Origin of the sequence: Bacillus gaemokensis, assembly GCF_001590835.1 — a bacterium.
Lineage (GTDB): Bacteria > Bacillota > Bacilli > Bacillales > Bacillaceae_G > Bacillus_A > Bacillus_A gaemokensis.
This window is the reverse complement of record NZ_LTAQ01000001.1, coordinates 880,812-900,668: the sequence shown is the minus strand read 5'-3', so window position 1 is coordinate 900,668 and position 19,857 is coordinate 880,812. Positions and strand designations below refer to the sequence as shown.

Here is a 19,857-nt window from a genome sequence, read left to right as displayed (position 1 = left end):
AAATTAAACTCGTGAGTATAAAAATTACTGAAAGTGAAACGTTTTCATTTTTAGTGAATTTAATCAGATAAAATCGAGCGGTTTGTGGTTTAATCCACACAACTACCAAGAAAAAAGGGGCGAAAGACTAGATGTCAAAAATCATCGCGATTAATGCAGGAAGCTCTTCCTTGAAATTCCAATTATTCGAAATGCCAAGTGAAACAGTATTAACAAAAGGTTTAGTAGAACGTATTGGTTTAGAAGATAGTATCTTCACAATTACTGTGAACGGCGAAAAACAAAAAGAAGTTACAAATATTCCAGATCATGCAGTAGCAGTTAATATGCTTCTTAACAAATTAACTGAAAACGGAATCGTGAAATCTCTTGATGAGATTGGCGGTATCGGTCACCGTGTTGTACACGGCGGCGAAAAGTTTGCTGATTCTGTTTTAATTACTGACCAAGTATTAGCGGACATCGAAGATTTAAGTGATTTAGCACCACTTCATAACCCAGCAAACGTTGTTGGTATTAAAGCGTTCCAAGAAGTACTTCCGAACGTACCAGCAGTAGCAGTATTCGATACAGCATTCCACCAAACAATGCCAGAATCTGCGTTTCTTTATAGCTTACCATACGAATACTATGAGAAATTCGGCATCCGTAAATACGGTTTCCACGGAACTTCTCATAAATATGTAACTGAGCGTGCGGCTGAATTATTAGGTCGTCCACTTGAAAGCTTACGTTTACTTTCTTGCCACTTAGGTAACGGTGCAAGTATCGCAGCTGTAGAAGGCGGAAAATCTATCGATACTTCTATGGGCTTCACTCCACTTGCTGGTGTAACAATGGGTACACGTTCTGGTAACCTTGACCCTGCGTTAATTCCATACATTATGGAAAAAACAGGCCAAACTGTAGAAGAAGTAGTTAACGTATTAAACAAGAAGAGCGGTATGTTAGGTCTTACTGGTTATTCTAGTGACCTACGTGACATCATCGCGAAAGAAGAAGAAGGCGACGAGCGTGCGAAAGTAGCATTAGACGTATTCGTAAGTCGTATTCATAAATATATTGGTTCTTACGCAGCTCGTATGAAAGGCGTTGACGCAATTATCTTTACAGCTGGTGTAGGTGAAAATAGCGCAATCGTTCGTGAGCGCGTATTAGAAGGCCTTGAATTTATGGGCGTATACTTTGATGCAAAACGCAACAACGTATTCGGTGAAGAAGCATTTATCAGCTTCCCTCACTCTCCAGTAAAAATTATCGTAATTCCAACTGACGAAGAAGTTATGATTGCTCGTGACGTATTACGTCTTGGAGATATGGCTTAATATATTTGAAAAAGACGGAATCCTATAGGGTTCCGTCTTTTATTTTTGTTGCGAGAAAACCTGTGAGTCCATTTGGATATAATACTTTTTCTTGATTTAGAAATGCTGCAATTGGAATCCATTTTGCATATGCATCCGGCTCCCCATCAATGATAGGGATTATTTCGATTTCATATAGCAATGTATCTATAAAACGAAGGGAATACAATTGAATGATTTCGTGCCCGATTTCTTCATCTATATAAAATATATTTTCAAGGCATCCTAAGTAAGCTGTAATTTCTACTTGTGCGTTAAGCTCTTCTTTGTATTCACGAATCACGGTTTCAGTTGATTTTTCCCCAAGTTCAATGGAACCACCGAGAGGTCTATAATATATCTCGCTTTCCGTACGATACTCTTGAACGAGAATATGTTCGTTATGAAGTGCAATACCAAATGCTTTTGCGCGTGGATACATACAACATCTTCCCTATGCGTGGATAAATATATGTTTAGCTTAGCAGCAGATGTGCAAAGAAAAAGCGGAAATATGTTACAATAGAAAAAAATTGAGCGAGGTGGTTGTTACGATGCGATCAAAGCGAGAACAAGCCATTTTACAAAACATAAAAGATTGGGAAGGGCAATTATTAGAACAAGAAGCGACCGATTTTCAAAAGGTGTTTGATAAATGGTTACATGGTACAGTAGCAAAGTTACCGGAGAAAAAGCGGAGAGAGTTTTTTATGAAAGCAGATGGATGGCTTTTCCATCTTCATGCATTTATTCAAAGCTCACAATCACAGCTTGATGCGCGAAATCGCATTTTAGGTACAGCGAGATTGTTTGATGAATCCATTGAGCAGCTAGAGGATGTAAAATCGTTATCCATTGATCAATTAACATACATAGCAGAGCAACAGACGGCACGTCATCGTCTCTATTCTTTCGTACAGGGGGGAGCAACTGGAGTCGGCGGTGTATTATTATTAACTGCTGATTTTCCTGTTATGATTGCATTAAATGTGAAGGCTGTTCAGCTTATTGCAACGTCATTTGGCCATGATGTAAACAAGCCTTACGAAATGATGCTTGCTTTAAAAGTATTTCATGCGGCATTGTTACCAGCAAGACTTCAGCAATATGCATGGTATAACTTACTGCAAGAACTTGAACAAGAAGATTCATTCTTTTATGAAGGGGAAGAAGAAGTATTAAAACCAGCGTCTGTAGAAGTTATCTTAAAACAAATTTTGAAGACGTTCTCTATTTATGCGCTTCGTCGTAAATTGTTCCAAGGTGTTCCGGTGTTAGGGATTGCGATTGGTTCTACCGTAAACTATCGTTTAACAAGGAATGTTACTGAATTTGCGAACAGGTTTTATCAAGTGCGTTACATATTAGAAAAAGAAAAAAGAGCATGAAAAAAAGCGAGAGGCGGTAGCCTTTCGCTTTTTAATTTGTTGCATGTTTTTTGGACATTGGAATTGATACTGTTTTCTTTTCTGTTTTTGGATAGTAAATTAAATCCAATGTTTTTGCCTGCACGGCAATGGAAAGAATAGTAAAGGCAATTTCTGTCCATGTTAAATAATATAATGAAAGCGCAAGAACAATCGCGTCAAAGACGAAGAAAATTTGCCCAATTGTAAAACGAGTTCGTTTACTTAATACAATTGTTAAAATGTCGTCTCCGCCGGTTGCACCGCCAAATCGCAATATAAAACCGAGTCCAATACCAGCTAGCGCGCCGCCTACAACTGCAGCTATCCATAAATGATTTGATAAATCTACCGTAAATGGAGAGTAGTTTTCCATTAAAGAATAAAATACTCCGAATGAAATTGACCCCATAAATGAATAACCAACCATCTTTTTACCTAAAAATGTAGCACATAGTAAAATAACTGGAATATCCATCAATACAGTTGAAATTGACGGTGAAATATCAAAAAAGTTTTGTATGAATAAAGCAATTCCTACAAAGCCACCTTCTGTTAAGTGGTTTTGAAAGTGAATGTGATATAGCGCTGCAGATAAAATAAATGAACCGATTAAAACCATAAAAATTTCTTTAATAATTTGTCGACTTTGGATGTTCCTCATCGTTATTCCTTCTTTCCGTAGTTAGTAGTTCTTTTTACTTTGTAAACTAACTACGAGCTCATGTAGCCTTCAGTTAGTTTACATTAAAACTAACTACGCTATATGTCGCTGAAGAAATAACGAATAATCCTCTCGTCCATCAATTCTCCCTACTTTCGTTTTAGTTTAAGCCTAAAATAGACTAAACAAAACTTGGAGTAGGATTTGTCATTTAGCAATCCTGCTCTCTTCTTTCTTTGTTTTGTTTAGCGAGTAACAATGCGGGCCTAAACAAAACGCTATGTGTAAGAAGAGTCTTTTCGTTGCCAAATTATCCTTCGGGCAATCATAATTTCCCCACTCTCGTATTTTTTTCGCTAGACTAAAGTATCTGAGCTGGAAAAATACGCTACGTGTAAGATTCGTCAATTCGATGCCACATGCTCCTTCGAGCGATCATGCTATCAAAATCCTTTCTGTAAAGATTTTATACTATTATATCATACTTTCAAAAAATGTATGTGGATGGAAACCGACAATAACTGGAGGAAATCTACAAGGTTTGTAGTTTTACAGGAATTGTGTTGTTATTTTTAAATATTTTGTAGGATAGTCCGAGTTATTTAGGAATTGGACAATAGTTTTAAGAGGGTTGTCCAATAAGTAATAGGAAGAATCAGTGGAATTTAATCATTTGTTTTTTTTGTATCTGCTTTGTCTTTGAAAAAGGAATCCCAACTAATGACGCTAAGAAAAGTTAAAACGATAATAACGAAAGCTTTCATAAGAGTTTGCCCTCCTTTAGAGTATTGTTTTTCTTACGTACTCTTTTCATTAGTATATGAAAAATTCGGTATGTAATGTGCCATTTTTTCACAAAAACAAATTGTTATGAAAAGGTAAGAATATAGTATACTCAAGGATATATGTAAACGAAAAGAGTTAAAGTGTGCCATTTGTCAGACAAAGATTCAGTATGAAGAAGAGCTTGTTGCTTTTGTAACGTTACCGAAAGAAACTTGTTAGTAGGGCTTTTTAATGTATGTGTAGCTTATATATTGCAAAGCTTGTTATGAAAAATAAAATGCATTTTTCATAATAGGAATGTTTTTTTGTGAAGATATAATATTTTAGTAGTTTTTCCTATATACCCCAATTATAATTGAAACTGTAATTTAATACAGGGGGTAATATCGTTCGCAATGAAAAAACTCTTTTTGATTATTTCATCATTACTATTAATTTTAACGGCTTGTAGTAACACAGATGGATTTGTTTCCTCTAATTATGAGTATATCGAAACAATGGAAAATGATTTAGGGGATAGTGCTCAGGTTTACACAGTGGAAAATAAAACTGTAAAAGAAGTGGCACAAGAAATTATTTCTAATGAAAAACCAAAGTATGTCTCGAAAGATAGTAATATGGAAATGTTTATTCTGTATCCCGAAGGCTCTAATGAAGAATTTATTCAAATTACTCAGGATTCAGATAATCCAAATCATACAGTTGTAGAAGTAGCAAATGAAGATTTTGCGGAAAGTAGTTATGACTTTTCTTTACTTGAAACAATGGGGGTATTAGGAGTCGCTGCTACACTTTATGGTTGGAATAAAGCAGATTTTGATAATAAGAAAAAACGAAGTGGTTATAGAGGGTATATAAGTGCTTTTAAAAATGACTCTGCAAACTTCCAAAAGGAAGAGGAAGAAAGCTCGGGTTCTTCAGGATCTAGCGGTGGAAGATTTTCAGTGAATGTTGAAAGAAAATCATCAGAGAGTGGCTCGATAAGAAGTGGAAATACAGTTCGTGGTGGTGGCCCAGGAGCGGGGAAATAGGGGGATATGGTTCATGTTTAATGAAATTTTAGATGTACAAGAAGTATTGCATACACTTCTTTATTTTGTCGTTTTATCAGGTGTGACAATTGTCTGTATGTTTATTTTTGAGATGATTACACCGTATAACGATCGTGAGCAGCTACTAAAAGGAAATAAAGCAGTGGCCATCCAATTTTTTGGGAAAATTATAGGAATTACGTTAATTATGAAGTCCGCTATTGCTACGAATGATTCTCTTCTTGGTGCAGCAGTTTGGGGCATTATTGGCTTTGTACTTATGTTAATTGGTTATTTTATTTTTGAGTTTCTCACTCCGCGTTTTCGTGTGGATAAAGAAATTGAAAATGGAAATGTTGCGATAGGAATTATTGCGGCGAGTATTTCCTTAGCGATAGCTTTGATTACATCGGGAGCTATTTCGTAGAAGAACTTGCTAGTGCAGGTTCTTTTTTTCTATGAAACAATGAAATAGATTTTATTTTGACCGAATGAAAAGTGTTAATAAAAGGAGTTTAGATATGACAGAAAGAGAAAAATCCATTCAAAAAAGAAGGATCTTCACTTCTTCGGGCATTGTATCAATTTGTGGTATTGTATACCAGGTTTTATATGGTGCGGCGGGTGGATATTTATTTGGAGATTCTACACTCTTTTATTGTTTGACGATAGGGATTTTTTTAAGTGGAATGGGTATTGGGGCAATGCATAGTGAAAAATTTCATCGCCATTTATTATCGACCTTTATTGTAACGGAATACCTTATCGCTATTATTGGTGGTTTCTCTATTTTTATGGTGTTCTTTATGCAAGCTCACTTTGGTGACGGGACAGCTAAAATTATCTTATATTCTATTATTGTTATGACAGGTTATTTAACTGGATTAGAATTACCGTTGTTAATTCGAAAATCTGAAGAAATTAATGCTGATTTAAAGGAATCTACTGCAAAAGTACTATTCTTTGATTATGCAGGAAGTTTAATTGGAACAGTGACGTTCGCCTTATTATTGAGACCGATGTTAGGTCTTATTAAGACAGCCTTTTTCATTGCGTTTATTAATATTCTTGTTGCGGTATGGTTAAGCTTTGTCTTTAAAAGAGAAATGAGCCATATTTACTTACGAGTTACCGGTATTATTTTAACTATTGTAATTCTACTCGGTTTTCTGTTTGGAGAAAGATATGCTTATACATTAGAAAATAAGTTATATCGAGATCCAGTTGTACTAAAGAAGGAAACGAAATATCAAAAAATTATTATGACGAAAGGTCCTGGAGATGTACGATTGTATCAAAATGGACAATTGCAGTTTTCTGAGGCAGATGAACATAGATACCATGAAGCTTTGGTACATATTCCGATGTCTCTCGCTCCTAAAAAACAAAATGTTTTAGTATTAGGTGGTGGAGATGGTTTAGCGACGAGAGAGATTTTAAAATACGAAGAGGTAAAAAGAATTACCTTAGTTGATTTAGATCCCGAAATGATTAAGCTAGCGAAAGAAAATCCGCATTTACTTCGATTAAACACAAACTCATTTCGTTCTAGCAAAATGAATATTATTAATGATGATGCATTCAATTTTTTAAAACAAACGAATCATTTTTATGATGTCATCATTATTGATTTACCTGATCCAAATAATGAGGCATTGAATAAACTTTACACATGGGAATTTTACAGTCTTGTTAGAAATCATTTATCTGAGGAAGGATTTGTTTCTATACAATCTACGTCGCCAGTATTTGCAAGGGAGGCCTTTTGGACCATTAGCAAGACAGTAAAATCTACAGGGCTACATGTGAGAAACTATCATTTAGATATTCCTTCGTTTGGAAATTGGGGATTTACAATTGCTTCTAGAGGAGCATTTAAAATAACTAAGAGTAAGCTTACTGTAGATACAGAATATTTATCAGAAGAAATGATTCCATCGCTATTTCAGTTTGGGAAAGATGAAGATGAAATGATTATGAAAGATGGGAAAAAAGTTGAATTACCGGTTAACCGTTTGAATGAACCGAATTTATTAGATTTATATGAAAAGGGATGGAATTACTATTAAAAAAGCATCTATTTGTAGATGCTTTTTTATTTGATTTATTATTGGTGTGCTTTTCCCTCAGACACATTTTGAGTTAGGCGATACCAAAGCCATAAGTCGTTAATGATGGAGGCAAGGTCTGCAATTTCAGAATTGAGTCTACAGGAAATTTCGAAGTTTTCTTCGTTATTTAAACGATGTTGTTTTTGATTAATATGATATTCCAGTTCTTTTATACGATCAGGTATTTTCCCTCGAGTTTGTTCCCACTTTAATAAAATAGCGTGCTGCACTTTTTCAGGGATGTCTTCCCATTCTTTTTGTAACTCAGGCACTTCTATTCCTAGATGTTTATCGTATATAAAATACTGTTCCATAGACACCCCTCCATTTTCCTGCTTCCATTGTACCGAAAAAAAGAAAGAAGTTCGACGAAATTGTTTGAAAAATTTTTACTAATATCCCTTGATTCATTTTGTGAAAGGTGATAAAGTTTGGATTATTATAAGAAATAGTGAATATTTATTCTTTAGGGGGATGCAAAATGGAGAAGAAAAAAGTTGTGTTAGCATATTCCGGAGGTCTTGATACTTCCGTTGCAATTAAATGGTTACAAGAGAAGAATTACGATGTTATTGCACTTTGTTTAGACTTAGGGGAAGGTAAAGATTTAGCGTTTGTAAAAGAAAAGGCAATTTCAGTCGGTGCTGTTAAGTCATATATGATTGATGTTCAAGAAGAATTTGCGAATGAATATGCATTGATGGCTCTGCAAGGTCATACGTTATATGAAGGGAAATATCCACTTGTTTCTGCGTTATCACGTCCGTTAATTGCGAAAAAACTAGTAGAAATCGCGGAGCAAGAAGGGGCAAGTGCGGTTGCACATGGATGTACAGGAAAAGGGAATGACCAAGTTCGTTTTGAAGTGTCCATTCAAGCATTAAATCCATATTTAGAAGTAATCGCGCCAGTACGTGAATGGAAATGGTCACGTGAAGAAGAAATTGCTTATGCAAAAGAAAATGATGTACCGATTCCAATTAATTTAGATAGCCCATTCTCAATTGATCAAAACTTATGGGGGCGCAGCAATGAATGTGGTGTTTTAGAAGACCCATGGGCAGTACCGCCAGAAGATGCATATGAAATGACATTAGCACTAGAAGATACACCGAATAAACCAGAGTTTGTGGAAATTGGATTTGAAGCGGGTGTACCGACAACATTAAATGGTACGGCTTATTCACTTTCTGAACTGATTAAAACACTAAACTCTCTTGCTGGAAAACATGGGGTTGGACGTATTGACCATGTAGAAAACCGCCTTGTTGGTATTAAATCTCGTGAAGTATACGAGTGCCCAGCTGCAATGACATTACTTACAGCGCATAAAGAGCTTGAAGATTTAACACTTGTGAAAGAAGTAGCTCATTTTAAACCAATGATTGAACAAAAATTAACGGAATTAATTTATAACGGTTTATGGTTCTCACCTTTAAAACAAGCGCTTGCCGCTTTCTTGCAAGAAACACAAAAATCAGTAACAGGTACAGTACGTGTGAAATTATTTAAAGGTCATGCAATTGTAGAAGGGCGTAAATCAGAATACTCTCTATACGATGAGAAATTGGCAACTTATACAGTGGATGATGAATTTAACCATGATGCAGCAGTTGGCTTCATTTCATTATTTGGTCTTCCAACAAAAGTATATAGTCAAGTGAATCAGAAGAAGGTGGAAGCGTGAGTAAACTTTGGGGAGGTCGCTTTACAGCAGAAGCAGAAGAGTGGGTCGAGGAGTTTGGAGCTTCCATCTCCTTTGACCAGCAATTAGTGAATCAAGATATTGAAGGTAGTATTGCGCATATCACAATGCTCGCGAAGCAAGGAATTGTAACAAAAGAGGAAGCCGAGAAAATTAAAGAAGGCTTACAGTATCTACTAGAAGAAGCAAAAGCAAATAAGCTTACGTTTTCTACACAAGCTGAGGATATCCACTTGAATATTGAAAAGATGCTAATTGAACAAGTTGGTGAAGTTGGAGGTAAGCTTCATACGGGCCGAAGTCGTAATGATCAAGTTGCAACCGATATGCATTTATATTTAAAAGAAAAAGTACAAGACATCATAAAGGCTGCAAAACAAGTGCAGAAGGTTCTCATTCATCAAGCCGAGGAACATGTTAAAACAATTATGCCAGGATATACACACCTACAGCGTGCCCAGCCGATTTCCTTCGCTCACCATGTGCTTGCATATTTTTGGATGTTGGAGCGCGATGTAAATCGTTATGAAGATTCACTGAAACGCATTAATATTTCACCGCTTGGTGCAGGTGCGCTTGCAGGGACAACATTTCCAATTGACCGAGAATATAGCGCAGAGCTTCTTGGCTTTAAGGGGATTTATGAAAATAGTTTAGATGCGGTGAGTGACCGTGATTTTATATTAGAGTTTCTTAGCAATTCATCAATGTTAATGATGCATTTATCACGTTTTTGTGAAGAACTCATTTTATGGAGCAGTCAGGAGTTTCAATTTATTGAAATGAGCGACAAGTATGCAACAGGAAGCAGCATTATGCCGCAAAAGAAGAATCCTGATATGGCTGAGCTTATTCGTGGTAAAACAGGAAGAGTGTACGGTAATCTATTTAGTTTATTAACCGTAATGAAAGGATTACCGCTTGCTTATAACAAAGATTTACAAGAGGACAAAGAAGGAATGTTTGATACAGTTAAAACAGTAGAAGGTTGCCTGCACATTATGGCTGGCATGCTAGAAACAATGACTGTGAATAAAGAAAAAATGGGGAAAGCCGTAAAACAAGACTTCTCCAATGCAACAGAAATTGCCGATTACTTAGCAAGCAAAGGACTCCCGTTCCGCCGCGCTCATGAAATCGTTGGGAAACTTGTTCTTCACTGCACGCAAAAGGGAATCTATTTATTAGATGTACCACTAGAAACATATCAAGAAATGAGTCCATTATTTGAAGAAGATTTATATGAAGTTCTTTCTCCTTATGCAGCGGTGAAACGCCGTAATAGTGCAGGGGGAACAGGATTTGTTCAAATAGAAGAAGCGTTGGAAAAAGCGAAGGTGTTAGTAGGAGAAACTGTAAAGAGTTAAGCCATTTATACGTATAATGATGAGAGGATACGGCGTTCCATAGGAAAGCATCGTATTCTCTTTTTTTATTATATGCCTACTAGAAAAGAATAGAAAAAATAATAAGTATGTGAAAGAGAAGAAAGGGGTTCAGTAAGTCTATGTTGAAATTCGAACGGATGGAAAATTTAGGAATGTAAGGAGCGTTCATTATGCCGACTCATTAAATAGCTTACTTCAAATGAAATTCAAACAGAATAGAGGGGTAAAAGCTATGTTATCCATAAAAGATATTGAATTGCAGATAGAAGAACATATAAAGAATAAAATAGTGCCGGGGTTTACACTATCAATCATAAATGAAACAGAACTTTTGTATGAAAAGGCATTCGGTCTCATGAACTGGGAAGAGTCAAAGCAGGCTATTGTGACCGACACGTTGTTTCGTATTGGATCGGTTAGCAAAAGCTTCACAGCGACTTTAATAATGAAGCTTGTAGAAGAGGGGATTTTGGATTTAGATGTTCCAATTTGTACGTATATAGAAGGGTTTACTTTACAGAATAAAGAGCATGCTCGCACCATTACACTTCGTATGTTGCTAAGCCATACAGCTGGTTTGCCAGATGGAGGGGATATCGAAGGACCTCGTGATCAGACAGGGTGGATATCTTATATAGAGGAGATTGTTCCTAATTTGGAGTTAATGAATCCACCTGGCGCGCTATATTCATACGGCAATCATGCTTATAATCTTGCAGGATATGTAGCGCAATCTGTATGCAAAAAGTCGTTCGCAGAGCTAATGAAGGAATATGTATTTAATCCACTTGGAATGAACAGAACGATGTATGATCCACTTGAAGCAATGACCTACTCTCTTGCTTTAGCTCATGAAAAAACAGAAAAAGGCGATTGGAAGGTGCAACATAAATTCGCAGAAAATGTAACGAATTATCCTTCCTTTTTTGGAATGTCCACCATAACAGATTTATCTCGCTTTGCTATGATGCATTTAAATAAAGGGGTTTTAGATGGCAAGACCTTTTTAAGGGCAGAAATAATAGAAGAAATGCATAAGAAGCAAATTGACAATTACACTTTAACTGAGTTCGGTAGCTGTTTAGGTCTAATTACAGAGAAAGAACGTGGCTGTGAAATGCTTTGGCATAGCGGGGCGATTAGCACGTATACATGTTTTTTGGTGCTATTCCCAGAAAAGAAGCTTGGTTTCTTGACGATGGCAACGCAAGATTACGGATGGGAAATCATAGAGATGCTAATGAACCAATTCATAGGACCAGCTGTCGAACCTAAAATCACTCCTGTTCACGTCGATCCGGATTACTGGAGAAATTATGAGGGGAATTATTTAGGTGCAAAAAGAGGATTTGTCAGTGTAACAAATGAAGAGGCTTCTCTTATGATGGAGTGGAATGGAGAAAAGCTGAGATTAGAACCTGTTCGAACGGATTTCTATATAGCGCGGCATAATGGGGAGACTATATCGGTTGGGTTTCAAGTGATGGATTCAGGAGTAAAATATGTCATTATTAATGGAAGTCCTTGTAAGTGTACAAATTTACAAAGAGAACATGTTCAAGAAGTAGAATGGAAGGGTTATGAAGGAACATATTCTGGAGGTGTATTCGAGTTTGATTTCTTAACAAAAGAAGGGAACCCGGTATTTATAGATGAAGATCAGCACTTCCCTTGTTTTCCTATCACTGCTTCTATATTCTACGCAGGAGAATACGGACTTCTTCGATTTACAAAAGATGCAGGTGAATCTCCAGTCTTATCTATTCAAGATGCCTGGCATTTGGAATATGTAGGGGAGAAGCAAAGGTAAAAAGAAAAATGGTTGAAACTGCAAGACTGATGATTATTATCATCAGTCTTGCTTATTTAGTTCTCATAGAGTTTTTCAGTCGTATTTATGTCTATCCTCTGTAATACGAATATACTCAATATCCATTAAGTCGCGCAGAAGAGCACCGTGACTCAGCTCAACACCATGTTTTTCTTTGAAATGCGAGCAGATTGTATCAAGCATATCGATTTCTTGTTCATTTACATCTAAAATAATACGCTCATGATCTCCCATGTAGTATCCCTCATTTCTTGTCTTGTGAATGTAATCGAACAGATATATTCTACCCTTCGGCTTCTAAATAATGTATGTTAATGTGATACTTAGGAGATAAGAAAGGGATGAATGATGAGACGTATTTATTTTGTAGGGTTAATTTTGTATACGCTGATTGTACTGCATGTTGCTTTTCCAGAAACTTTTTCGCTTGCGTATGTAAAAACGATACATATTGCTCTTTTTATTTTTGGTTTATTTGTAGTAGATTGCTGTATCTCGTTATGGCTTTCACAAAAACAGAAAAAGCAGGAGACTGAAGATAAAAAAGAAATAGAGCGAAAAAAGAGAAAGAGATCGTTTTGGATGACAACATATTGTTTTTCATTAGCTGTTATCGCAGCTTTTGTAAGTGAGCATATTCCGCTAGAAAGATTAGATATTAAATTTAGTGCGATTGTATTTACTTGTTATTTTTTCTTTCACTTCATTCCTTATATGAAAGAAAAACGAGGAGAAGAGGAAGATCCTGTTGAACGAGAGGCAAGAGAACAAGAGAATAAGAGAGTAGAAGAAGAGATAAAACAGCTTGGAAAACAAAAGTGGTATTTAAAATCTAAATTGGTATATATTCTTTGTTTTATAACTCCGCCAATCGGCTACATATATGTGCTACTACTTCGAAAGAAAATGATGAAGGATGCGAAAGATACATATTTGGTAGTAGCTACACTAATGATGGGGCTTTGGTCTTTAAAGTTCCTTCCGTCTTATCTATATGCTATTGTAATTATCATCGTAGCTTGTCTTGTTTTTATAGGGAAATATGTGAAATGAAAAACACCAAGTCCGTATAAGGCTTGGTGTTTTTGCTATTTTTAAAGCTCACCTTGCTCCTCATCACCACGAACAACAAGGACATCGCATTTCGCATAGCGAATAATATGTTCAGAGACGCTACCAATTAAGAAGCGTTCTACAGCATTTAAACCAGTTGCACCACACATGATTAAATCTATTTTATGCGTTGGAGCAATTTCTTTTGAGATTTTAGATTTTGGGTTACCAAATTCTAATACAGTTTCTATTTTTTCAAGACCAGCTTCAGTTGCAGTCTTTTTGTAGTCTTCTAATAAGTCTTCTGCAAATAGATTTGCACGCTCAGCAATCGCACGGCTATATGCTTCTACTGCGGAGTATGCTTTTACATCAACGATATGAGCGATTGTTAATGTGGCATCGTTACGCTTCGCAACTTGAATTGCTTTTTTAAAGGCTTTTTCTGCTTCTTTGGAACCGTCCACTGCAATTAAAATATTTGTATATGTATTATTCATAGTAGATTCCTCCCAATTCGTTTTTATAACCTTTTACAACTTAAGTATAAAACAAATTATGGTAACGTGCTTGCCAGAAACGTTACAGAATTTCGAAAAATCTGTTTCAATTCTTTTTAGTTGTAATTGATGAAAGAACTTGTTACATATGGAGTATAGAAATAAAAAGGAGGCTATTTTTGTGAGACACGCGCTCATTACGGCCGGTACGAAAGGTTTAGGAAAGCAAGTAACAGAGAAGTTATTAGCTAAAGGATATTCAGTAACAGTAACATATCATAGTGATATCAAGGCTGTAGAAGCAATGAAAGAAACATATAAACATATGGAAGAACGTTTGCAGTTCGTACAAGCTGATGTCACGAAAAAAGAAGATTTACATAAAATAGTAGAAGAAGCAATCAGTCGTTTTGGCAAGATTGACTTTTTGATTAATAATGCAGGTCCTTATGTATTTGAACGAAAAAAGCTAGTTGATTATGAAGAAGATGAATGGGATGAAATGATACAAGGTAACTTAACTGCAGTGTTTCGTTTGTTAAAACTTGTCGTTCCAATTATGAGAGAGCAGCATTTTGGCCGCATTATTAACTATGGATTCCAAGGAGCTGATAGTGCACCTGGCTGGATATATCGCTCTGCATTCGCTGCTGCAAAGGTAGGACTTGTTTCGTTAACGAAAACAGTTGCTTATGAAGAAGCGGAATATGGCATTACAGCGAATATGGTTTGTCCAGGGGATATTATTGGTGAAATGAAAGAGGCGACGATTCAGCAATCACGTACGATGAAAGATGATAAGACGCCAATTGGTAGATCTGGAACAGGTGAAGATATCGCTCGCACGATTGCATTTCTATGCGAAGAAGATTCCGATATGATTACCGGTACAATTATTGAAGTAACAGGGGCAGTTGATGTTATTCATAGATATCGACAAAAATAGATAAAGTGAAACTTCCATCAGTGGGGAGCTTCATCCCCCGCTGATGGTTAGCCTTCACCAATCGGGCATTTACGGACAGTGTATCCCTTACCTAGTTTCTTGTCTTTTTTTATCTTGAGATGGGGATATTACTGTCCATTAATGAGGGGGAAATTCTATCGGAAAACTTGTATTATTTTTTGTCAAATATTGAGATATTATGTTAAAATATAAGAGCGTAGAAAGCGCTTTAAAAAATGATTCAGGGGTCATTTCATAACTCAAGGGGGAACTAATAATGCGTATCGGTATTCCAACAGAAATTAAAAACAATGAAAACCGCGTGGCAATGACACCAGCGGGTGCTGTACATTTAGTACACAATGGTCATGAAGTTTTTGTTCAAAAGGGTGCAGGTTTAGGATCTGGCTTTACAGATGAAGAATACGTACAAGCTGGAGCACAACTTGTTGAAACTGCTGAAGAAGCATGGAATCAAGAGATGGTTATGAAGGTAAAAGAGCCAGTAGAAAGCGAATACGGTTATTTCCGCGAAGGTTTAATTTTATTCACATACTTACACTTAGCTCCAGAACCAGAATTAACAAAAGCTTTAATTGATAACAAAGTAGTATCAATTGCTTATGAAACAGTACAATTAGACAATCGTTCTTTACCATTACTTGCACCTATGAGTGAAGTAGCTGGTCGTATGTCTGCACAAATTGGTGCGCAATTCCTTGAAAAAAATAAAGGTGGCAAAGGTATTTTACTTGCAGGCGTTCCAGGGGTAAAACGCGGTAAAGTAACAATTGTCGGCGGTGGTCAAGCTGGTACAAACGCAGCGAAAATCGCAGTAGGTTTAGGTGCTGACGTAACAATTATCGACTTAAGTGCAGAACGTCTTCGCCAATTAGATGACATTTTCGGTAACCAAGTAAAAACTTTAATGTCTAATCCATATAACATTGCAGAAGCTGTAAAAGAATCTGATCTTGTTATTGGTGCCGTATTAATTCCAGGTGCAAAAGCGCCAAAACTTGTAACTGAAGAAATGATTAAATCAATGGAACCAGGTTCTGTTGTAGTAGATATCGCAATTGATCAAGGTGGTATTTTCGAAACAACTGACCGCATTACAACTCATGATAACCCAACTTATGAAAAACACGGCGTTGTTCATTATGCAGTTGCAAACATGCCTGGTGCGGTTCCACGTACATCAACTCTTGCATTAACAAACGTGACAGTACCATATGCAGTACAAATTGCAAACAAAGGCTACAAACAAGCTTGCCTAAGCAACACTGCATTATTAAAAGGTATTAACACATTAGATGGTTATGTAACGTTCGAAGCAGTTGCAGAAGCACACGGCTTACAATATGCTGACGCGAAAGAGCTTCTAGAAAAAGCTCCTGCTTTATCATAATAGAAATAAATTTGAGACCTTCCTTATATAAGGAGGGTCTTTTTTTGTTGTTAAAATATTGGTATTTATGTTATATAATGTAATAACGCTAGAGGATTGTCATGAATTATATTGTTGATTTTCTATCATTTATTCTTCTTGTGGTAGGGAATAAAAATGAAAGTAATTCATTTTAAAATATTTTATTATTCAGAATAAATAAGAGGGACGCTAATGAAAATAGATTTTGAAAAAACGAGAGCATTAGAATAGAACATCATAGAAAGGGCGCACAACAATGAATTTAACAAAAGAACCAGAAGAAAAAAGAGAAGACAAAATTGAAATGAATGAGATGAAGGATACTATCGTCAGTTTAGAGCAAAGTGTACAAGAGTTGAAAGAAGAAGTAAAAAAGTTAAGGAAGAAAAAACAGAAAAAGCCATTTGATGTTGGGGATATGGGCTTTTGGGTCTGTATGACTGTTATTGCAATCGGGTGGTTTTGGACGAAATAATAAATAGCTCAGGGATGGGGAAAGAGATGAAGAAGATAAATTTATTAGAACTAACAAAAGATATTACAGAACAGCACAAAAATTTTGTTGTATCAAATGTGAATAACCATGGTTTACGGATTGCAGTTTTTACAGGGGAATATGATTGGCACTTTCATTCTAATTCGGATGAATTATTTATCGTATTAGATGGAGAATTGCTTATTGATTTTCAAGACAGGGAAACCGCGGTATTAAAACCGAATGATTCAATCTTGATTCCAGCGGGTACAATTCATCGAACAAGGGCCTTGAAGCGAACAGTGAATCTTTGTTTTGAAGACTTAGAGGCAGATACGGTTATTGTGAAGAATGTATGAGGAAGTTAGCATTAGCAGAATATCATACAATTTTTCCGATTTTAGAAGTAAATAAACAAACATCCACTTTTGCCTATGCAGTATGTGATCAAATAATAAATGGTGAGATTTTTGTAAATGAGAGAGTAACAGCAGGATTGATCGTAACAGCTAATGGCATTTACTATTTGTTTGGAGATACTCATGATCAGGATTTTCAACATACTTTGTTTTCGTATATTCAAAATGACGTTTTAACAAAGGGAAACCGATTCACATTATTTACTTCTAGTAAAGAGTGGGAAATGGTTATTGAAAATCATTTCAAGGATTCGTTGAAGAAAATTCCAAGAAAAAAATTTCTATTTCAGAGAAATATTTTTGAAGATAGAAAGAGAGGATTAGACGATTCTACATACAAGGTTATGCGAATTGATAAAAACATAGTAGAAAAAAGTACTGAATTTACGGAGCGGTATTATAAAGAATATTGGGGTTCAAAAGAAGTTTTTTTAAATAATGGTTTTGGATTTTATATTATCCACGATCAAAAGGTAGTTATTGAATGTGTTTCAATTTTTAGGAGTAATGTTTTTGCTGAAATTGATATTGCAACAGATTCAGATTATCAAGGAAGAGGGCTTGCTAGATTAGTCGCAACGTATTTCATCGAACATTGTATACAAAATGGCGTTACGCCGTGTTGGGATTGTAATATGGATAACATGCCTTCACAGAGGCTTGCTAGTAAATTAGGCTTTGACCAGCCGGTGGAATACACTTTGTATGTTCGTAAGAAGGTGGAGGGAAAAGATGAACGTCGAATTAACAAGATTCAAAGTGAAGCCAGGGAAGAGTCACCGCGTTGATGAATGGATGCAGTTTTTAAATAATCATATGAAAGAAGTATTGTTGACATTAAACGACGAGAAAATGTATGTAGAGACAATTTTCCGGGAAATAAAAGATGGAGAAGAGTATCTATATTGGTATTCTGTCCAAGGAGAAGGCGGGACAAACGTCGAAAATTCTCAGCATGAAGTTGATAAGAAACATGTAGAGTTTTGGTATGAATGCATGGATGAGGAATCGCCTGTCATTGATATGAAAACAGAAGTTATCATGATTCAAGATGTTGTCAAAGAGGCCATGAAATACTAGAATAGTATTCTTTGCATGTAACGAACGGAGCGCATCAAAATGGATGTGCTTTTTTGTGTGCGAAAAATTGTTGGGGAAAGTTGTATACATTTTAAGCTCTCAAACGTTGAGTATGTAGAAGGGAGTGCAGAATGAGCCATGATACGTTTGAATCATTATTGATAGAAAAGTCAAAAGCTGTTTATGGATACTTAATTAAGATTGGCGCAGAAAGAAAAGAAGCAGAAGATATTGTACAAGATACGCTGTATAAAGCTCTTCTGCTCATGGAAGAAATACCGTTAGAACGATTGACACCGTGGTTATTCCGCGTAGCGATTAATCAGCACCGCGATTTATACCGAAAAGAAAAACGATTAAATCCAGTTGCAATTGAATCAGTTGTCTTGATTGGTCAAAAATCATTAGACGAAGTTCTTTTAACAAGTGAGCTTCAAGGAGAAGTACAGGAAATATTAGAGACGATGACAGAAGACTATCGGCATATGTTATTGCTGAAATATGAATACGAACTCTCTTACAAAGAAATAGCCGTTTTATTAAGTATGAAAGAAGAAACAGTGAAAACAAGTTTGTACCGTGCACGGAATCAATTTAAGAAATTGTATAGGAGGAAGAATGATGAGTCGGAAGGACTTTGAGCTTGATATGGATGAGAAGCAGATGAAGGCTTTGATGAAGAGGGCGAAGCGGAAACAGCTTTTGCGAAACTGGCTTATTTCTATTTGTGCATCTGTTGTAGTTATAGTAGGCATGTTTTTAGGGACAACATATTTTTCACAACAAACTTTTGAAAGAATGGAAAGACAGGTGGCTGCGTTGCATACTGTCCAAGGGCCTAATATACGTTTTAGTGGTAGTGTTTATTTAAATAATAGTATGATAGGTCGAACCATCATATATAACTCTTATAAAAATATAGCGGGACAACCAGTAAAATGGGCAAATGAGATGTATGAATCAGGTGTATGGAATTATAGAATGATGCACTATAATGGTGATCTTGTTAGGTTAGATGAGGAAGAGGTAAATAAAGAAAGAGAGACTATTAAATTACCAGATTATAATGTTCAAACAATGCAAAGGGAAATGAGGTTTTACTTGCCTTTCGTTACGTATGAAAATTATGTGAATGATTTAAAAAACATTGGAGAGCTGCAAAATAAAGTTGCGGAAGTAGCGTTATCTTTTGATAAAGCATATACGGCTGAGCAAATTGTAGAGATGTTACCAAAAGGTATACAACCTGTTTGGTTTTGGGCTGATACATATAATGAAAAAAAGGCCGATACGTATGTAGGATTAAAAGATCCTCAGAGTGGTGCGGTATTAAATGCTGTAATGGCTATAAATGCATTTGGCTTTGAAGGGAGTTATGCAAAAGCGGAAGAAAATATTAAAAATGATTTAACAAGAAATTCAAAAGGATTTCTGGATAATATGAAGTATTTAGCAGAGAATAGTGAGGGTATACCAAACGATTATTTTAATCAATATTATAAAGAAATTCAAAATATACCATCAAAAGACCTACCTATCTACGGCATAGTCGTAACAGGAAAGACAGAGGAATTAAAACAGTTACAAGGGGAACCCTATATAAAAGCAGCTGTAAGAGGTGTAACGGTTGAGAAACAATGAACAACATACATTAATTAGAAAAATCAGAAAATTTATGTTATAATAT

The 19,857-nt window shown here is 35.9% G+C and carries 22 protein-coding genes; 17 read left to right on the top strand and 5 right to left on the bottom strand.

Translation table 11 applies throughout. The annotated features are described in order from the left end of the window. Nucleotides 1-131 precede the first annotated feature (131 nt). Nucleotides 132-1,325, top strand: coding sequence for an acetate kinase (gene ackA / locus AZF08_RS04740; protein WP_033678821.1), 1,194 nt, complete (start codon nucleotides 132-134; stop codon nucleotides 1,323-1,325). A gap of 22 nt (nucleotides 1,326-1,347) precedes the next feature. Here ackA and AZF08_RS04735 read toward each other — a convergent pair whose 3' ends face one another. Then, a complete protein-coding gene (locus tag AZF08_RS04735; RefSeq protein ID WP_033678820.1) occupies nucleotides 1,348-1,785 on the bottom strand; it encodes an NUDIX hydrolase in 438 nt (145 codons plus the stop codon). Between the two features lie 112 nt (nucleotides 1,786-1,897). Between AZF08_RS04735 and AZF08_RS04730 the strand changes: the two genes are divergently transcribed. Further along, nucleotides 1,898-2,731, top strand: coding sequence for an EcsC family protein (locus AZF08_RS04730; RefSeq protein ID WP_033678819.1), 834 nt, complete (start codon nucleotides 1,898-1,900; stop codon nucleotides 2,729-2,731). Nucleotides 2,732-2,762: 31 nt separating this feature from the next. Here AZF08_RS04730 and AZF08_RS04725 read toward each other — a convergent pair whose 3' ends face one another. Beyond that, nucleotides 2,763-3,413, bottom strand: a complete 651-nt coding sequence (locus AZF08_RS04725; RefSeq protein WP_033678818.1) for a YitT family protein — start codon at nucleotides 3,411-3,413, stop codon at nucleotides 2,763-2,765. 1,181 nt (nucleotides 3,414-4,594) lie between these two features. Between AZF08_RS04725 and AZF08_RS04715 the strand changes: the two genes are divergently transcribed. The 3 genes from AZF08_RS04715 to AZF08_RS04705 all read left to right on the top strand — a co-directional run bounded on the left by AZF08_RS04715 (nucleotide 4,595) and on the right by AZF08_RS04705 (nucleotide 7,299). Next, nucleotides 4,595-5,230, top strand: a complete 636-nt coding sequence (locus AZF08_RS04715; RefSeq protein ID WP_033678816.1) for a DUF4247 domain-containing protein — start codon at nucleotides 4,595-4,597, stop codon at nucleotides 5,228-5,230. Between the two features lie 13 nt (nucleotides 5,231-5,243). Next, nucleotides 5,244-5,657: a DUF350 domain-containing protein gene (locus AZF08_RS04710; RefSeq protein WP_033678814.1), complete on the top strand. Its 414-nt coding sequence runs from the start codon at nucleotides 5,244-5,246 to the stop codon at nucleotides 5,655-5,657. Nucleotides 5,658-5,751: 94 nt separating this feature from the next. Further along, on the top strand, nucleotides 5,752-7,299 hold the full coding sequence (locus AZF08_RS04705; protein ID WP_033678812.1) for a polyamine aminopropyltransferase: 1,548 nt from the start codon (nucleotides 5,752-5,754) through the stop codon (nucleotides 7,297-7,299). A 38-nt stretch (nucleotides 7,300-7,337) separates the two neighbouring features. Here AZF08_RS04705 and AZF08_RS04700 read toward each other — a convergent pair whose 3' ends face one another. Beyond that, on the bottom strand, nucleotides 7,338-7,655 hold the full coding sequence (locus AZF08_RS04700) for a hypothetical protein (RefSeq protein ID WP_033678810.1): 318 nt from the start codon (nucleotides 7,653-7,655) through the stop codon (nucleotides 7,338-7,340). Nucleotides 7,656-7,822: 167 nt separating this feature from the next. Between AZF08_RS04700 and AZF08_RS04695 the strand changes: the two genes are divergently transcribed. The 3 genes from AZF08_RS04695 (at nucleotide 7,823) to AZF08_RS04685 (ending at nucleotide 12,244) form a co-directional block, all read left to right on the top strand. After that, nucleotides 7,823-9,028 (top strand): argininosuccinate synthase, encoded by a 1,206-nt coding sequence (locus tag AZF08_RS04695; protein ID WP_033678809.1) that lies wholly within the window; start codon nucleotides 7,823-7,825, stop codon nucleotides 9,026-9,028. Next, nucleotides 9,025-10,413, top strand: coding sequence for an argininosuccinate lyase (gene argH / locus AZF08_RS04690; RefSeq protein WP_033678807.1), 1,389 nt, complete (start codon nucleotides 9,025-9,027; stop codon nucleotides 10,411-10,413). The genes AZF08_RS04695 and argH overlap by 4 nt, the downstream gene beginning before the upstream one ends. A gap of 253 nt (nucleotides 10,414-10,666) precedes the next feature. Continuing rightward, nucleotides 10,667-12,244 carry a serine hydrolase domain-containing protein gene (locus AZF08_RS04685; protein ID WP_033678805.1) on the top strand — a complete coding sequence of 526 codons (1,578 nt, stop codon included), beginning with the start codon at nucleotides 10,667-10,669 and terminating at the stop codon, nucleotides 12,242-12,244. Between the two features lie 75 nt (nucleotides 12,245-12,319). Here the strand turns inward: AZF08_RS04685 and AZF08_RS04680 are convergent, their stop codons facing one another. Then, complete coding sequence (locus AZF08_RS04680) at nucleotides 12,320-12,499, bottom strand: hypothetical protein (RefSeq protein WP_033678803.1); 180 nt, start codon at nucleotides 12,497-12,499, stop codon at nucleotides 12,320-12,322. A gap of 114 nt (nucleotides 12,500-12,613) precedes the next feature. Between AZF08_RS04680 and AZF08_RS04675 the strand changes: the two genes are divergently transcribed. Continuing rightward, nucleotides 12,614-13,318, top strand: coding sequence for a WVD2 family protein (locus tag AZF08_RS04675; protein ID WP_033678823.1), 705 nt, complete (start codon nucleotides 12,614-12,616; stop codon nucleotides 13,316-13,318). A gap of 41 nt (nucleotides 13,319-13,359) precedes the next feature. Here AZF08_RS04675 and AZF08_RS04670 read toward each other — a convergent pair whose 3' ends face one another. Next, on the bottom strand, nucleotides 13,360-13,818 hold the full coding sequence (locus AZF08_RS04670; protein WP_033678801.1) for a universal stress protein: 459 nt from the start codon (nucleotides 13,816-13,818) through the stop codon (nucleotides 13,360-13,362). A gap of 148 nt (nucleotides 13,819-13,966) precedes the next feature. Here AZF08_RS04670 and AZF08_RS04665 point away from each other — a divergent pair, with 148 nt between their 5' ends. The 8 genes from AZF08_RS04665 (at nucleotide 13,967) to AZF08_RS04630 (ending at nucleotide 19,811) form a co-directional block, all read left to right on the top strand. Next, nucleotides 13,967-14,764, top strand: coding sequence for an SDR family oxidoreductase (locus AZF08_RS04665; RefSeq protein WP_033678799.1), 798 nt, complete (start codon nucleotides 13,967-13,969; stop codon nucleotides 14,762-14,764). A 277-nt stretch (nucleotides 14,765-15,041) separates the two neighbouring features. After that, the gene (gene ald / locus AZF08_RS04660; protein WP_063177239.1) at nucleotides 15,042-16,175 is read left to right on the top strand and encodes an alanine dehydrogenase; all 1,134 of its coding nucleotides are present in this window, start codon (nucleotides 15,042-15,044) and stop codon (nucleotides 16,173-16,175) included. 277 nt (nucleotides 16,176-16,452) lie between these two features. Then, on the top strand, nucleotides 16,453-16,671 hold the full coding sequence (locus AZF08_RS04655) for a hypothetical protein (RefSeq protein ID WP_033678358.1): 219 nt from the start codon (nucleotides 16,453-16,455) through the stop codon (nucleotides 16,669-16,671). A 26-nt stretch (nucleotides 16,672-16,697) separates the two neighbouring features. After that, a complete protein-coding gene (locus AZF08_RS04650) occupies nucleotides 16,698-17,030 on the top strand; it encodes a cupin domain-containing protein (RefSeq protein ID WP_033678369.1) in 333 nt (110 codons plus the stop codon). Then, entirely contained in the window at nucleotides 17,027-17,878 is an 852-nt protein-coding gene (locus AZF08_RS04645; protein WP_051725935.1) for a GNAT family N-acetyltransferase, read from the top strand. Before AZF08_RS04650 ends, AZF08_RS04645 begins: the two co-directional genes overlap by 4 nt. Beyond that, nucleotides 17,823-18,170 carry a DUF6176 family protein gene (locus AZF08_RS04640; RefSeq protein WP_033678355.1) on the top strand — a complete coding sequence of 116 codons (348 nt, stop codon included), beginning with the start codon at nucleotides 17,823-17,825 and terminating at the stop codon, nucleotides 18,168-18,170. Before AZF08_RS04645 ends, AZF08_RS04640 begins: the two co-directional genes overlap by 56 nt. A gap of 131 nt (nucleotides 18,171-18,301) precedes the next feature. After that, complete coding sequence (locus tag AZF08_RS04635; RefSeq protein ID WP_033678352.1) at nucleotides 18,302-18,811, top strand: RNA polymerase sigma factor; 510 nt, start codon at nucleotides 18,302-18,304, stop codon at nucleotides 18,809-18,811. After that, nucleotides 18,792-19,811, top strand: a complete 1,020-nt coding sequence (locus tag AZF08_RS04630; protein ID WP_033678348.1) for an anti sigma factor C-terminal domain-containing protein — start codon at nucleotides 18,792-18,794, stop codon at nucleotides 19,809-19,811. The genes AZF08_RS04635 and AZF08_RS04630 overlap by 20 nt, the downstream gene beginning before the upstream one ends. The last annotated feature ends 46 nt before the right edge of the window (nucleotides 19,812-19,857 follow it).